The following is a 14644-nucleotide window of genomic DNA, read 5'->3' on the forward strand; positions in this document are numbered from 1 at the left end:
CAGCAGCACGTCGTCGATCAGCGCGCGCGGGTCGTCGGGCGCGATGACCGGCAGTTCGGCACCGGCCTCCGGGTCGCCCACCCGGGTCACGATCTCACCGGCCACGGCGGCGACCAACGGGCTGGCCGACTCGCGGCCGGTAGAGATGGTCTCCAGGCCGGCGGCGGTCTCCGCCATGGTCCGGCGGGTGCCGTCGGACTCGGCGGCGCTCGCCGCGGTCAGCACCGACTGCGGCAGGCCGACCAGCAACCCCCACTCCCCGTCGGAGAAACCGAAACCGGTGTACGCCGGCTGCTCGATCACGGCAATGCCCCTTCCGCCCTGCTCTGCTTGGTCATTCGGTGCTCTGATCGGTCGATCCACCGGGCCCGACACGGGCGCCCGGGTCAGGCTAGTCCAGGGTCAGCAGGCCCTGTTCGGACACCACGCGCACCGACAACGTCTTGTACCCGACCTCGTCGAAGAGAACCGTCATCTTGTCGTCCTCGTAGGAGAGCACCAGGCCCTGGCCCCACTCCGGGTGACGCACCCGGCTGTGCACCGGGAACGGGCCGACCGCGCCCTGGTCGGCGACGCTGGTGCCGTTGTGGCAGTTGTCGCAGTGGCCGCAGACATCGGTCATCTGCTCGCCGAAGTAGGCCAGCAGGGTCTGCCCCCGGCAGGCGTTGGTCTCGGCGAAGGCACGCATCATGTCGGTGCGGGACCGGGTCACTGTCTGCTGGCGTTCCGCCTCGGCCAGCGCCGCCGAGGCGGCGTCGGTCGGGGCGGGGGAGTAGCGCGGGGCGCCGATGCGCTGCCGGGCGCGCGGCTCGGCGGCCCCGACCTGCTCCAACAGGGCGAGATACTGGCCCAGCTTGCGCGGCCCGAGGCCGGTGGCCTCGCGCAGCTCGGTCTTGGTGGCCGCCTTGCGACGCAGCAACGCGGCCAGGTCGCGCAGCTCGTCGACGTCGGGCAGGCCGCCGCTGAAGAACCGTTGCAGACCCACGTCCTCGGCCCGCCACAGCAACAACACCCGGGCCGGTTGCCCGTCGCGACCGGCCCGGCCGATCTCCTGGAAGTAGCTGTCCGGCGAGTCGGGCAGCGCCATGTGCACCACCCAGGCGATGTTGGGCTTGTCGATGCCCATCCCGAAGGCAGAGGTCGCCACCATGATGGGGACCTCGTCGGCGAGGAACGCCTCGTGCAGCTCCGCGCGGGCGCCGACCGGCATCCCGCCGTGGTACGACAGCGCCGGGAAGCCGGCGTCGGTCAGCCGGGCGGCCAACTCCTCGGAGGAGCGGCGGGTCGGCACGTAGATGATCCCCGGCCGCCCCTCGTCGCGCAGCAGCGTCATCAGACGCCGCCACCGGTAGTCCTCGTCCGGGCAGTGCGCCACCTCCAGGAAGAGGTTGGGCCGGTCCAGCCCGGAGATGACCACGTCCGGATCGCGCAGGCGCAGGCGGGCGATGATGTCGTCGCGTACCGGTGGCGAGGCGGTGGCGGTGAGCGCCACCACCGGTGGCCGACCGAGGCCCTCGATGAGGTGCCCGAGCGCCAGGTAGTCGGGGCGGAAGTCGTGCCCCCACGCCGAGATGCAGTGCGCCTCGTCGATCGCCACCAGCGCCGGCTTCAGCGCGGCGACCTCGGCCATCCGGTCGGGGTTGCTGAGCTGCTCCGGGGTGATGAACAGGAACTCGGCCCGGCCCTCGCGGACCTCGGTGATCGCCTCGGCCTGCTGGGCGGCCGACTCGTTCGAGCTGATCCGCACCGCCCGCAGCTCCGGGCGCTGCCGTTCGTTGAGGGCGGCGATCTGGTCCTGTTGGAGCGCCAGCAGCGGGGAGATCACCACGGTGGGGCCGGGGATCAGGCTGGCCGGGATCTGGTAGATGGCCGACTTGCCGGCACCGGTGGGCAACACCACCAGGGCGTCACGTCGCTTCATCACCGCGCGCATGGCGGCCAGTTGGTTGGGCCGCAGCGCCTTCCAGCCGAAGAGGCTCCGGGCCGCGCGGCGCAACGTCATCGAATGCGTGGACAGTTTCATCGAGGGCCGGAGGTACCCGAGCCCATGACCGCCGAAACGCGTTCCGACGATCATGGGCCCGTTGATAGCCGACTCAGCGCAGCCGGGGCAGGACCTCGCGCTGGTACAGGTCGAACAAGCCCTGGTGATGCGGGCCGGTGTTGGCCACGTAGACCTCGTCGAAACCGGCCTTGGCGTACTTGTCGATCATCTCCAGGTGCGCGTCCACGCTGTTGCCGCAGACGAACGCCTCCTTCAGCATCTCCGGCTTGACCAGCTCGGAGGCCTGCTCGAAGTGTCGTGGTGAGGGCAGCACCTGGGACAGCTCACCGGGCACCCCCGCGTTCGGCCACCGCTCGTACGCGATGCGCATCCCCTCGTCCTCGCTGTCCGCGTACGCCGCCTTGAAGCCGGCCTGGCACGGCTTGTCGCCGCCACCGTTCTCGCGGAAACGCCGGACCATCTCCCCGTCGGGCATGGTGCTCACGTAGCCGTCACCGATGCGCGCGGCGAGGTCGATCGCCTTCGGGCCGAAGCCGGAGACGTAGATCGGCGGGGGAGTGTCGGGCAGCGTGTAGATCCGCGCGTGTTCGACTGTGTAGTGCTTACCGTGGTGGTTGACGAATCCGCCGCCCCACAGCTCGCGCATCACCGCGACGGCCTCCTCCAGCATCTCCAAGCGGACGTCGGCCTGCGGCCAGGCGTCACCGAAGATGTGCTCGTTGAGCGCCTCGCCGGTGCCGACGCCGAGCACGAACCGTCCGCCGTGCAGCACCGCGCTGGTCGCCGCCGCCTGCGCGATCACGGCCGGGTGGATCCGGACGGTCGGGCAGGTCACCGCGGTGGTCACCGGCAGTGAGCAGACCTGGCTGAGCGCGCCGATCATCGACCAGACGAAAGGGCTCTGGCCCTGGGCGTCGACCCAGGGGTGGTAGTGGTCGGAGATCCAGAGCGCCTCGAAGCCGGCCCGTTCGGCCCCCTGCGCCTGCTCCAGCAACTCGGCTGGCGTGAACTCCTCACTGGACAGAAAGTATCCGATCTTCATGGTCTCCCCTTCGGCGCGCGGTCCTGCTGATAGGGAAGCCGTACCCCGGGCGTGGTCGGCCACACCGGCCTGCCGGGGCCCGTTCGTTCAGCGCCGGCCGAACATCGCGCGGATCGCGGCGAGCAGCAGCAGGGCGCCGACCACCAGGCCGAGCAGGCGTACGCCGGGGATGTCGGCCGGGCTCGTCGCGTCGGCCAGCAGGGCGGGGTCCATCCCCGCACTCTCCCCGGGGAGCGGGCCCTGAGGCAACTGTAAGGTTTATTGACTATTGAATCGCCCGGTGTGACCATGGCATGACCGCCTGCCGGTGGCGGTGCGCCGATGGCGCGCGAGAGATGGGGTACGGGGGCCGCATGAGCGAGCGCAACCAGCGGGTCGACGGGGGCGCACCGACGCCGGCGATCGAGACCGGTCGTCCTGAGGGGGCGGTGTGACCACTCCCGCCGGCCACCTCCCGGCGCTCGCCGCCGCCGTCCTGCAACCCGGGTTCGTCGGCACCACCCCGCCACCGTGGGTGTGCCGCTGGCTCGGTGAGGGCCTCGGCGCTGTGGTGCTCTTCGCCCGCAACGTCGTCGACCCCGCACAGGTGGCGGCGCTCACCGCGACGCTGCGCGCGGAACGGCCGGACGTCATCGTCGCGATCGACGAGGAGGCCGGCGACGTCACCCGGCTCGAATCGGTGCACGGCAGCACCCGGCCCGGCAACTTCGCCCTCGGCGCTGTCGACGACCCGGAGCTGACCGAGGCGGTCGCCCGGGACCTCGGCGTCGAGCTGGCCGCGGCCGGGGTGACCCTCAACTACGCCCCGGACGCCGACGTCAACTCCAACCCCGACAACCCGGTGATCGGCGTGCGCTCCTTCGGCGCCGACCCGGCGCTGGTCGCGCGACACACCGCCGCCTGGGTACGCGGGCTCCAGGCCGGCGGCGTGGCCGCCTGCGCCAAGCACTTCCCGGGCCACGGCGACACCCGCGTCGACTCCCACCACGACCTGCCGCGGATCACCGCCGACCGGGACCGGTTGGATGCCTGCGAGCTGGCCCCGTTCCGGGCCGCCGTGGCCGCCGGCGTGCAGGCGGTGATGACCGGCCACCTGCTGGTACCGGCGCTTGACCCGCAGCTGCCGGCCACGTTGAGTCAACGCATCCTGGGCGGGCTGCTCCGCGACGAGATGGGCTTCTCCGGTGTGGTGGTGACGGATGCGATCGAGATGCGCGCCGTCGCCGACCGGTACGGCTTCGCCGGGGCGACCGTCCGCGCCCTGGCGGCGGGCGCCGACGCGATCTGCATCGGCGGCGAGCGGGCCGACGAGGAGGCGGCGCGCGAGCTGCGCGACGCCATCGTCGCCGCTGTCGTCTCCGGTGACCTGCCCGAGGAGCGACTCGCCGAGGCCGCCAAGCGGGTCGGGCAACTCGCCGCCTGGACGATGGCCGCCCGCACCGCCGGGTCGGCCGGGCGGCGTGACGCCGCCGACGTCGGGCTGGTCGCCGCCCGCCGCGCCGTCCGGGTCACCGCCTCCCGGACCGCGACGGACGCGCTGCCGCTGACCCGCCCGGCGTACGTCGTCGAGTTCGAGCCACTTCGCAACATCGCTATCGGCGCGGAGACCCCGTGGGGGATCGGCGCTCCCCTGGGCGAGTTGCTGCCCGGCACCAGCACGGTCCGCTACGCCGAGCCCGATGTGCCGGCCGACCCCGGCGCCGGGGCGGGCACCCGCCCACTGGTCCTGGTGGTCCGCGACCTGCACCGGCACGACTGGATGCGCTCCGCGGTGCACCGCGCGTTGGCCGCCCGGCCGGACGCGGTGGTGGTCGAGCTGGGCGTGCCGGAGCTGGTGACCGGGTCGGTGCACCTGGCCACCCACGGCGCCACCCGGGCCAGCGGCTGGGCCGCCGCGGAGGTGCTGACCGGCGCCCGCTGACCGGCCCGCGCCCGTCGACCCACGGCACCCGTTGGCAGGCCCGCGTTACGGCAGGTCGGCCACCAGGTCGGCGTACTCGGGGTGCTTGTCGATGAACGCCGCCATGAAGGGGCACTGCGGCACCACTGTGGCCCCGCGGGCGCGGACCTCGTCGAGGGTGCCCCGGATCAGCGCGCCGCCCACGCCCTTGCCCTGGAAGCCCCGGTCCACCTCGGTGTGGGTGAAGACCAGGACCTCCCCGCGCATCAGGTACGCGGTGAAGCCGGCCAGCGCGTCGTCGACCAGGATCTCGAAGCGGCGCTTCGCCGGGTTGTCCTCGACCAGGGTGCTCATCCGGCCATTGTCCCCGCGGCGTCGGCCAGCGCGTCGAGTTCGGCGAGCAACCGGTCCACCTCGTCCGCGGTGTTGTAGTGGTAGATGCTGGCCCGCACCGCGCCGCCGCTGTCGCGCAGGCCCATCATCTGGAAGTACTCGTAGGCGTAGTAGTCACCGACGGAGAGGCAGAACCCGGCGGCGCCCAACGCCTCCTGGGTGGCCCCCGGCGACATCCCGGCGACCCGGAACGAGACCGTCGGGCAGCGTCGCGCCGGCGAACCGTAGACGGTGACGGCCGGCCGCTGTGCCAGCCCGGTGAGCAGCCGGTCCAGCAGTGCCTCCTCGTGCGCCTGCGCGGCTGCCAGCCCGGCCCGCAGCCGCGCCCGCCGGTCCCCGACCGCGTCCGGGTCCAACCCCGCCAGGTGATCCACCGCCGCCGTCACGCCGGCGAGCAGCGGGAAGCTCGGCGTGCCGTACTCGAACCGGTCCGGCACCGCGTCCGAGGACGGCACCAGCTTCGCCGGGCGCAGCGCCGCCCACCGGGCCGGGTCGGCCACCATCGCCGCCAGGTGCGGGCCGGACCACTTGTACGCGCTGGTCACCACCACGTCCGCGCCGAGCGAGGTCAGGTCGGTCGGTCCGTGCGGAACCGAGTGCACCCCGTCGACGTAGACCAGCGCGCCGGCCGCGTGCGCGATCTTGGCGATCGCCGGCACGTCCGGCACGGTGCCGATGGCGTTGCTGCCGGCGGTCACCGCCACCAACCTCGTCCGCTCACCGACCAGGTCGGCGTACTGGGCGGCGGGCAGCTCACCGGTGCTCGGGTCGACCTCGGCCCAGCGCACCGTCGCACCGGCCGCCTCGGCGGCCTGCACCCACGGCCGGATGTTCGCGTCGTGGTCGAGCCGGGACACCACCACCTCGTCACCCGGACGCCAGCTCGCGCCGAGCGTGCGGGCCAGGGTGTACGTCAGCGCGGTGGCGCTCGGGCCGAGCACCACCCCGGACGGGTCGGCGCCGAGCAGGTCGGCGACCGCCGAGCGGGCCTCGGCCACCAGCTCCAACGACCGGCGGCCCGCTACGTTGGCGGCGCTGCGGTTGCCGACCGCCGACCGCATGGCGTCGGTGACCGCGTCGATCACACCCGCTGCGGTCTGGGTGCCGCCGGCACCGTCGAAGTGGACGAAGCCCTCGGTCAGGGCGGGGTATGCGGCCCGGGTGCGGGCGATGTCGAACGGCATGTCCCGGACCCTAGCCGGGGCGCTCCCCGTGCTCGCCGTCGCCTCGGCGTCGCGGGCGTCTCGTACTCTTGGCGGGGTGACGAACCGACCCGCCACCATGCCCATGCCCCCCGTCCGCCGCGCCGCCGGTCTCTTCGCCGGTCTGGCGCTCGGCCTCGCCGTGCTCGCCGGTTGCAGCTCCCAGGGCGCCTCCACCGACTGCGGGCTGGACGCCTGCACTGTCACCTTCGAGCGGGGTGTCGACGCGAGGGCCTCCATCTTCGGCGTGGAGGCCAAGCTGGTCGGTGCCGAGGGTGACCAGGTCACCGTCGAGGTCGCCGGTGAGCAGCTCAGCCTCACCGTGGGCCAGCAGGCCGCCGAGGCCGGCGGTTTCGCGGTCACGCTGGACAGCGTCACCGACCAGCAGGTCAAGATCCGCGTTTCCCGCAACCCGAGTAACTGATCCGCGCCGGGCGGCGGTGGCCGACGTTTGGGAATCTTCGAAATCGGAGATTGTGACGCCATGTCACTCACCCGTAGCGCCGAAGCCACCGCCTCCCGAACGGCGGACAGCCGGTGGCTGGAACTCCTCGCCCGGGCCGGCTTCATCGGCTACGGCATCGTCCACCTCCTCTTCGCCTGGTTGGCATTGCAGATCGCGTTCGGCACGTCGTCCGACGACGGCGACCAGTCCGGCGCGCTGCGTACCCTCTCCGAACAGCCCCTGGGTAAGTTCCTGGTCATCGCCGTCGCGGTCGGCCTGCTCGCGATGGCGATCTGGCAGGCGCTCGAGGCGGCGGTCGGGCACCGCGCCGAGCGCGGCAGTGAGCGGGTCACGGAACGGCTCGCCTCGGCCGGCCGGACCATCGTCTACCTCTACTTCGCCTGGACCGCCTTCAAGGTCTTCAAGGACGCCGGGTCGAACAGCGCCGACCAGCAGGAGGCGTTGACCGGCAAGCTGATGACCTCCAGCGGCGGCCGTTGGCTGGTCGGCCTGGCCGGTCTGGTGCTCGCCGCGATCGGCATCGGTCTGGTGATCTACGGGGCCGTCAAGCGATTCGAGAAGCACCTGAAGACCGGCGAGATGAGCCCGAAGACCCGCCAGTTGGCCCGCCGACTCGGCATGGCCGGGTACATCGCCAAGGGCGTCGCGTACGGCATCTCCGGTCTGCTGATCATCGTGGCGGCGGTCAACTACGACCCGGAGAAGGCCCGTGGTCTGGACGCCGCGCTGCACACGCTGCGCGAGCAGTCGTACGGCATGTTCCTGCTGACCCTTGTCGCCCTGGGCATCGCCGCCTTCGGCGTCTACTGCTTCCTCCAGTCCCGGTACCGCAAGGTCTGAGCTGGTCGATACCACGGACATCGGGCACTCTTGGGCTTTTGCCCGGAGTGCCCGACGTCTGATCGAAGGGAAGCAACGGAGCTGTGCAGAATTATCTCGAAACGGCCGTCGCCGCGCTCGTCGCGGCGGCGGTCGCTCTCTTCCTGGTCGAGGTCGTCCACCGGCTGACCCGGCGGTTCGGCCGTCGGTCGCAGCTGCTCACCGAGCTGACCGATCACGCCCACCGCCCGTTCCAGGTCGCCGGGACGGTCCTCGCCGTGCAGTTCGCCGTCCGCTTCAGCACCGGGTACGCGGTCGGCGAGAGCTGGCGCCGCCTGTTGCTGCACCTGCTCGTCCTCGGCGTCATCGCAACACTGGCCTGGTTGGTGGCCGCGCTGCTGGTCGTCGTGGAGGACACCGCGCTGGCCCGGTTCCGGGTCGACGTGCCGGACAACCGGCACGCCCGGCGGGTCCGGACCCAGGTGGTGATGCTGCGCCGCCTGACCATCGCGGTGATCGTCATCCTGACCGTCGGCGTGATGCTGATGACGTTCCCCAGCGTGCGGGGCATCGGCGCGGGTGTGCTCACCTCGGCCGGTGTGGTCGGTGTGGTGGCCGCGCTCGCCGCGCAGAGCCTGCTCGGCAACGTCTTCGCCGGCGTCCAGCTCGCCTTCAGCGACGCCGTCCGGCTCGACGACGTGGTGGTCGTCGAGGGGGAGTGGGGTCGGATCGAGGAGCTGACCCTCAGCTACGTGGTCGTGCAGATCTGGGACGACCGGCGGCTGATCCTGCCCACCTCGTACTTCACCAGCAAGCCGTTCCAGAACTGGACACGGACCGAGTCGGCGGTGCTCGGCACCGCCGAGTTCGACGTGGACTGGGCGGTGCCGGTGCAGACCATGCGCGAGGAACTGCGTCGCCTGGTAGAGGGCACCGAGCTGTGGGACGGGCGGGTGTGCGTCCTGCAGGTCACCGACGCCACCGGCGGGATGGTCCGCATCCGCGCGCTGGTCAGCGCCGCCGACGCGGGCAGTCTGTGGGACCTGCGCTGCCTGGTGCGGGAGCACCTGGTGACCTGGATCCGGGACAACCGCCCGACCGCGATGCCCCGGGTGCGCACCGAGCTGGGTGACTCCACCAGCAACCTGCCCTGGCAGTGGGTGCAGCCGAGGCGGCCGGTACGCCGCCTGTCCGACACCGAGGCGCCCGACGACGCCCGCGTCTTCGGCGGCAGCGACGACGGCGACGCCCGCAGCGAAGCCTTCGTGGGCCCCGAAGAAACCCGCCCCTGACCCTGCCCCGGCCCTCCCTTTTTCCGTCGGTCATGAAGTTATTGCCCTACCGCCCGGTGTGTCGTGGCAACAACTTCATGATCGACCGGGATGGGGGTGGAAAGGGGGTGGGGTGGGAGGTTTGGTCGGGCTTGGGTGGGGGATGTGCTGCCGGACGTCTCTGCCGCGATCACGGCATCGGCCGGCGTATTCGCGGCGCGGCGTGCGGACGACGCGGACGGTCGGCTGCTCGGCGCGCTTTAGGATTGACGGGCGGCGACTCCGGGCATACAGCGCGGTGATGAGGAAAGGAGGACAGCATGGCTGACGTGGCGAACGCCCGCACATCCCACAACGGGAGCGAGCCCTCCACCGCCGAGTTGGTGCAACGGGCCACCGAACAGGTCTCCCGTCTGGTGCGGGACGAACTGGCGCTGGCCCGAGCGGAGTTGACCCAGAAGGGCAAGCACGCCGGCATCGGGATCGGCCTCTTCGGCGGCGGCGGTGCGCTGGCGTTCTTCGGCCTGGGCGCGTTGGTCGCCACGGCGATCCTGCTGCTCGACCTGGTGTTGCCCGCCTGGGCCGCCGCGCTGATCGTGGCGGTGGCCTGTTTCCTGGTGGCCGGCATCCTCGCCCTGGTGGGCAAGAAGCAGGTCAGCCGCGCCGTCCCGCCCGTGCCGGCGGCGACGGTCCGCAGCCTCCGGGCCGACGTGGACACCGTCACCGCCGCGGTGAAGGACAGGGGGCGGCAATGACCGGCAACGGGACCGGCGACACGGAGGCGCTCCGCGAGGAGATCCGTCGCACCCGGGTCGAGTTGGGCGAGACGATGGAGGCGTTGGCCGCCAAGGCCGACGTCAAGGCGCGCCTGAAGGAGTCCGCAGGGCAGGCGAAGGAGCGGATGCGCGAGCAGGCGGCGCAGACCGTCGCCCGGGTCCGCGGGCAGGCCGTGCGTGGCGCCGGGATGGCGCGGGCGCAGGCCCAGCACAAGGGTGAGCTGGTGCGTGACAAGGGCGAGTTGGTACGCCGCAACCCGGTGCCGTGGGCGGCCATCGCCGCCGGTGCGGTGGCCACCGTGGTGGTGTTGATGATCGTGCGGGGGAGGCGTAGGTGAGCAAGAGCATCAGCCGGGTCGCGTACCGGCCGGTCGGCGTGTTGATGGGTATCGCCGCAGGCGCGGTGGCCGGGGCGATCTTCCGGCAGGTCTGGAAGGTCACCGCGGGCGACGGTGAGGCGCCGAACGCGACAGACGAGGATCGCGGCTGGGGCGAGATCCTGGCCGCCGCGGCGTTGCAGGGAGCGATCTTCGCGGTCGTCCGGGCCGCCGTGGACCGGGGCGGCGCGGTCGGCGTCCGCCGGATGACCGGCTCCTGGCCGGACTGACCACAGCGACTTCGGCCCCCTTCCCGCATCGATGGGAAGGGGGCTTTCGCATGGGTTCGGACGCCGCCCAGCGGATCTCGGGCATCCGTCAGGTCACATGTCGGAGAAATTCGTCGGAGAGGTCGTGACAGACTTTTTGCGTACGTGATTTGCTGGTCCACGCTGTTGAGAGATGGCGTGGGTTGAGAGAAGTCTCCTTCGTGGGGCCGCCTCAGGCGCCGCTGCTCGAAAACGGCCAATCGGCCGGACGGCGTGCACGGCCACCAGTTTTTAGAGGGAGATACACATGGCTCAGGGAACCGTGAAGTGGTTCAACGCTGACAAGGGCTTCGGCTTCATCACCGTCGATGGTGGGGGTGCTGACGTGTTCGTCCACTTCTCGGCCATCCAGACCAGCGGCTACCGCTCGCTGGAGGAGAACCAGCGGGTGGAGTTCGAGATCGCTCAGGGTCAGAAGGGCCCGCAGGCCGAGCAGGTTCGTCCCATCTGAGTGAGACGGCCGGCCCCCACCGGCCAGTGGGACGGCCCGGCCAGGGTCGTTGAAAGCCCTGCACCCCTCCCGGGGTGCAGGGCTTTTCCACGCGTTCGGGTTGCTCAGGTTCGGCGACGTGAGCGCAGACCGAACCAGAGCACCACCAGCCCGCCCAGCGACACGAGCGGCCCGAGCACCGCCCAGATCCTCTCGTTGGTCATCAGGCTGCCGCTGACGTAGCCGAGGCCCTGCACCGTCCACACCGCACCGATCACGACGGCCAACAGGCCGAGGGTGAGCGAAAGCCAGCCCCTCATGAGGTCCCCTCTCCGCTGCCCGAGGCAGCGCGCCGCCCTCCAGCATGGCCGGCCGCGCGGCGCGACGCGAGTACCCGGGAAGCGCGGGTCACCACCGGTCGTGCACCTGCGGGCGGATCAGCTCGTCGTAGATCTCGCGTACGGCTGCCAACTGCTCGTCGGTCAGCGGCGACAGGGCCGCCGTCGCGGCGTTGCGTCGCGCCTGGTCGGCGTCGCGGGCACCGGGGATGACCACTGTGACGCCCGCCTGGTCCAGCACCCAGCGCAGCGCGAACTGCGCCATCGTGCGGTCCGCGTCGACCAGCGGCGCGAGTCGGCGGACGGCGGCGAGCCCCTGCTCGAAGTCGACGCCGGAGAACGTCTCGCCGACGTCGAAGGCGGCACCGTGCCGGTTGTAGTTGCGGTGGTCGTCGGCGGGGAACTCGGTGTGCTCGTCGTACCGGCCGGAGAGCAGGCCACTGGCCAGCGGCACCCGGGCGATGATGCCCACACCGGCGGCCGCGGCGGCGGGCAGGACCTGCTCCAACGGCTTGTGGCGGACCGCGTTCAGGATGATCTGGACGCTCGCCACACCCGGCCGGGCGATCGCGGTGAGGGCCTGGTCGCAGGTCTCGACGCTGACCCCGTACCCGGCGATGGCCTTCTCGGCGACCAGGGTGTCCAGCCCGTCGAAGACCTCGTCGGAGGAGAACACGGCGGTGGGCGGGCAGTGCAGCTGGACCAGGTCCAGCGTGTCCATTCCCAGGTTGGCCCGGGAGCGGTCGGTCCACTGCCGGAAGTTGGCCAGGGTGTACGCCTCCGGTCGCTGCTCGACGCGGCGGCCCATCTTGGTGGCGACGGTGAGCCCGGCGTCGGGCCGGGAGCGCAGGAAGCGGCCGATCAGTTGCTCGCTGCGGCCGTCTCCGTACACGTCGGCGGTGTCGAGGAAGGTGACCCCGGAGTCCACGGCGGCGGTGAGCACCGCCATCGCGTCGGCCTCGCTGACGGTGCCCCAGTCGGCGCCGAGTTGCCAGGCGCCCAGGCCGACCGCGCCGACGGTCCGGCCGAGCCGGGTGAAGCTGCGCTGTTCCATGCCCCGAGCCTAGTGATCGGGTTGCCGCCATGCCACGCGAGCCGTACCGTAAAACAAAACGGACGTACGGTTTGGGAGGCGGGATGTGGGATCCGACGGCCTACCTGCGCTACGGCGACGAGCGGTCTCGACCCTTCCACGACCTCGTCGCACGGATCCCCGCCGCGCGACCCCGGGCCGTGGTCGACCTCGGATGCGGCCCCGGCCAGCTCACCGCCACCCTCGCCGAGCGCTGGCCGACGAGCCGGGTCCTCGGCCTGGACTCCTCACCCGAGATGATCGACCGGGCCAGTGCCCTGGGCGCTCCCGTCGACTTCGCGGTCGCCGACCTGCGCGACTGGCGACCGACCGGCGACGAGGACGTGGTGGTCAGCAACGCCGCGCTCCAGTGGGTGCCCGGTCACCAGGAGCTGCTGCGCCGCTGGGCCGCCGAGCTGCCCGCCGGCGCGTGGCTCGCCATGCAGGTCCCCGGCAACTTCGAGGCTCCGTCACACCGCGCCCTGCGCGAGGTCGCCGACCGGCCGACCTGGCGCGGTGAGGTGGCCCCGCTGCTGCGCGCGGACCCCGTCGACGACCCGGCCGACTACGCGGCGCTGCTGACCACCGCCGGCTGCGCGGTGGACGCCTGGGAGACTACCTACGTGCACCTGCTGCCGGCTCGGCCCGCCGCCGAGCACCCGGTCCTGACCTGGATGGAGGGCACCGCGCTGCGCCCCGTCCGGGCCGCGCTGGACGCCGCCGGGTGGTCGGCCTTCCGAACCGAGCTGGGGGTACGGCTCACCGCCGCGTACCCGGTGCGGCAGGGTCAGGTGTACTTCCCGTTCCGCCGCGTCTTCGTCGTCGCCCACACCGGCGACCATGCACAGGAGAACCAGTGACCGATCTGACCACCTTCATCGCCGGCCTGCCCAAGGTGGAGCTGCACGTGCACCACGTCGGCTCCGCCTCGCCCCGGATCGTCGCGGAACTGGCCGCCCGCCACGAGGGACGCACCCCCGTACCGGCCGACCCCGAGGCGCTCGCCTCCTACTTCGAGTTCCGCGACTTCGCGCACTTCGTCGAGGTGTACCTGAGCGTGGTGGACCTCATCCGCGACCCGGAGGACGTCTGGATCCTCACCCACGAGGTGGCCCGGGAGCTGGCCCGCCAACAGGTCCGGTACGCGGAGCTGACCATCACCCCGTACTCGCACGTGCGTCGGGGCATCCCCGCGCCGGCGTTCTGCGAGGCCATCGAGGACGCCCGCCAGCGCGCCCTGGCCGACTTCGGCCTGGAGCTGCGCTGGTGCTTCGACATCCCCGGCGAGGCCGGCCTGCCCGCCGCCGAGGAGACGCTGCGCATCGCCCTGGACGAGCGGCCGGCCGGGCTGGTCAGCTTCGGGCTGGGTGGCCCCGAGATCGGCGTACCCCGGCCGCAGTTCCGGCCCTACTTCGACCAGGCCCGCGCGGCCGGTCTGCGCTCGGTGCCGCACGCCGGGGAGACCACCGGGCCGCAGACGATCTGGGACGCGCTGAACGAGTTGGGCGCCGAGCGGATCGGGCACGGCATCTCCGCCGCCCAGGACCCGGAGCTGCTGACCTACCTGGCCGAGCGGCAGATCGGGATGGAGGTCTGCCCGACGTCCAACGTGCGGACCCGGGCGGTGGCCAACCTCGACGAGCACCCGCTGCGTCAGCTCGTCGACGCCGGGCTACTGGTCACCATCAACTCCGACGATCCGCCGATGTTCGGCACCACCCTCAACGACGAGTACGCGGTGGCGGCCCGCCTCCTCGGGGCCGATCGCGAGGGCGTGGCCGGGCTGGCTCGCAACGCGGTGACCGCGTCCTTCCTCGACGCCGCCGGCAAGCAGCGGATCACCGCCGAGATCGACGCGTACCTCACCAGCGCCGGCTGAGCCGACACGGCCGGGGTCAAGGGGGAGAGCAGGGCGCGCGGCGGGAGCGTGGGTGTGGGGGGACCTGAGACTCCCGCCGCGCGCGCGGCTTCACCGGCCGTGGGTGCGTGGTGCGCTCGACCGGTGAAACTGTTGGGTTCCTGCACTGATCCTGTCAGCCCACAACCGTTCCAGCTCGGTCGTTAACCGCGATCTAAGGAAGACTTGCACCGGGGCACAGCCCGGGCCGGCACTGTCACTCGTCGGTCGGGCGCTGGCGCGGCCAGCGCCGTCCGGTGGCCTTCGTGTCCCGGGCGTCACGCGCCATCCGACCATCGGCGGACCTTGCTGCACGCAACGAACCTCTCGGTCACCGAGGCGCTGCTCTCAGCTCCGATGCAGCCAGGTAGCGGCTCGCTCGTAGTA

At 71.9% G+C, this 14644-nt stretch carries 17 protein-coding genes and 1 pseudogene; 10 read left to right on the forward strand and 8 right to left on the reverse strand.

The window, feature by feature from the left end; genetic code table 11:
- The 4 genes and pseudogenes from ACWCO3_RS19895 to ACWCO3_RS19910 all read right to left on the reverse strand — a co-directional run.
- Positions 1-303, reverse strand: a pseudogene (locus ACWCO3_RS19895) (hypothetical protein); the annotation flags it as partial.
- An 88-nt stretch (positions 304-391) separates the two neighbouring features.
- Positions 392-2023 carry a RecQ family ATP-dependent DNA helicase gene (locus tag ACWCO3_RS19900; RefSeq protein WP_357932590.1) on the reverse strand — a complete coding sequence of 544 codons (1632 nt, stop codon included), beginning with the start codon at positions 2021-2023 and terminating at the stop codon, positions 392-394.
- Between the two features lie 73 nt (positions 2024-2096).
- A complete protein-coding gene (locus ACWCO3_RS19905; RefSeq protein WP_358052083.1) occupies positions 2097-3047 on the reverse strand; it encodes a TIGR03557 family F420-dependent LLM class oxidoreductase in 951 nt (316 codons plus the stop codon).
- A gap of 87 nt (positions 3048-3134) precedes the next feature.
- Entirely contained in the window at positions 3135-3260 is a 126-nt protein-coding gene (locus tag ACWCO3_RS19910; RefSeq protein WP_255421242.1) for a hypothetical protein, read from the reverse strand.
- Positions 3261-3477: 217 nt separating this feature from the next.
- Here ACWCO3_RS19910 and ACWCO3_RS19915 point away from each other — a divergent pair, with 217 nt between their 5' ends.
- Positions 3478-4968, forward strand: a complete 1491-nt coding sequence (locus ACWCO3_RS19915; RefSeq protein WP_145783977.1) for a glycoside hydrolase family 3 protein — start codon at positions 3478-3480, stop codon at positions 4966-4968.
- A gap of 45 nt (positions 4969-5013) precedes the next feature.
- Here the strand turns inward: ACWCO3_RS19915 and ACWCO3_RS19920 are convergent, their stop codons facing one another.
- Both ACWCO3_RS19920 and ACWCO3_RS19925 read right to left on the reverse strand, forming a co-directional pair.
- A complete protein-coding gene (locus ACWCO3_RS19920) occupies positions 5014-5301 on the reverse strand; it encodes a GNAT family N-acetyltransferase (protein WP_145783975.1) in 288 nt (95 codons plus the stop codon).
- Positions 5298-6524 (reverse strand): cysteine desulfurase-like protein, encoded by a 1227-nt coding sequence (locus ACWCO3_RS19925; RefSeq protein WP_358163735.1) that lies wholly within the window; start codon positions 6522-6524, stop codon positions 5298-5300. Before ACWCO3_RS19925 ends, ACWCO3_RS19920 begins: the two co-directional genes overlap by 4 nt.
- A gap of 76 nt (positions 6525-6600) precedes the next feature.
- Here ACWCO3_RS19925 and ACWCO3_RS19930 point away from each other — a divergent pair, with 76 nt between their 5' ends.
- The 7 genes from ACWCO3_RS19930 to ACWCO3_RS19960 all read left to right on the forward strand — a co-directional run bounded on the left by ACWCO3_RS19930 (position 6601) and on the right by ACWCO3_RS19960 (position 10971).
- Positions 6601-6966 (forward strand): hypothetical protein, encoded by a 366-nt coding sequence (locus ACWCO3_RS19930; protein ID WP_423438456.1) that lies wholly within the window; start codon positions 6601-6603, stop codon positions 6964-6966.
- Between the two features lie 60 nt (positions 6967-7026).
- Positions 7027-7848 carry a DUF1206 domain-containing protein gene (locus tag ACWCO3_RS19935; protein WP_145783972.1) on the forward strand — a complete coding sequence of 274 codons (822 nt, stop codon included), beginning with the start codon at positions 7027-7029 and terminating at the stop codon, positions 7846-7848.
- Between the two features lie 83 nt (positions 7849-7931).
- Complete coding sequence (locus ACWCO3_RS19940; RefSeq protein WP_145783970.1) at positions 7932-9119, forward strand: mechanosensitive ion channel family protein; 1188 nt, start codon at positions 7932-7934, stop codon at positions 9117-9119.
- A gap of 299 nt (positions 9120-9418) precedes the next feature.
- A complete protein-coding gene (locus ACWCO3_RS19945; protein WP_088990414.1) occupies positions 9419-9853 on the forward strand; it encodes a phage holin family protein in 435 nt (144 codons plus the stop codon).
- Complete coding sequence (locus tag ACWCO3_RS19950; protein WP_145783969.1) at positions 9850-10212, forward strand: DUF3618 domain-containing protein; 363 nt, start codon at positions 9850-9852, stop codon at positions 10210-10212. Before ACWCO3_RS19945 ends, ACWCO3_RS19950 begins: the two co-directional genes overlap by 4 nt.
- Complete coding sequence (locus ACWCO3_RS19955; RefSeq protein WP_145783967.1) at positions 10209-10481, forward strand: DUF4235 domain-containing protein; 273 nt, start codon at positions 10209-10211, stop codon at positions 10479-10481. Before ACWCO3_RS19950 ends, ACWCO3_RS19955 begins: the two co-directional genes overlap by 4 nt.
- Before the next feature lie 286 nt (positions 10482-10767).
- Positions 10768-10971 carry a cold-shock protein gene (locus ACWCO3_RS19960; protein WP_030338233.1) on the forward strand — a complete coding sequence of 68 codons (204 nt, stop codon included), beginning with the start codon at positions 10768-10770 and terminating at the stop codon, positions 10969-10971.
- A 104-nt stretch (positions 10972-11075) separates the two neighbouring features.
- Here ACWCO3_RS19960 and ACWCO3_RS19965 read toward each other — a convergent pair whose 3' ends face one another.
- Together ACWCO3_RS19965 and ACWCO3_RS19970 are read right to left on the reverse strand one after the other, a co-directional pair.
- Entirely contained in the window at positions 11076-11270 is a 195-nt protein-coding gene (locus ACWCO3_RS19965) for a hypothetical protein (protein WP_357932415.1), read from the reverse strand.
- A gap of 88 nt (positions 11271-11358) precedes the next feature.
- Positions 11359-12342: an aldo/keto reductase gene (locus ACWCO3_RS19970; protein ID WP_357932418.1), complete on the reverse strand. Its 984-nt coding sequence runs from the start codon at positions 12340-12342 to the stop codon at positions 11359-11361.
- A gap of 83 nt (positions 12343-12425) precedes the next feature.
- Here ACWCO3_RS19970 and ACWCO3_RS19975 point away from each other — a divergent pair, with 83 nt between their 5' ends.
- Together ACWCO3_RS19975 and ACWCO3_RS19980 are read left to right on the forward strand one after the other, a co-directional pair.
- The gene (locus tag ACWCO3_RS19975; RefSeq protein ID WP_358052088.1) at positions 12426-13220 is read left to right on the forward strand and encodes a trans-aconitate 2-methyltransferase; all 795 of its coding nucleotides are present in this window, start codon (positions 12426-12428) and stop codon (positions 13218-13220) included.
- Entirely contained in the window at positions 13217-14239 is a 1023-nt protein-coding gene (locus ACWCO3_RS19980) for an adenosine deaminase (protein ID WP_357932424.1), read from the forward strand. The genes ACWCO3_RS19975 and ACWCO3_RS19980 overlap by 4 nt, the downstream gene beginning before the upstream one ends.
- The last annotated feature ends 405 nt before the right edge of the window (positions 14240-14644 follow it).

The organism is Micromonospora sp. NPDC002411, assembly GCF_053592955.1.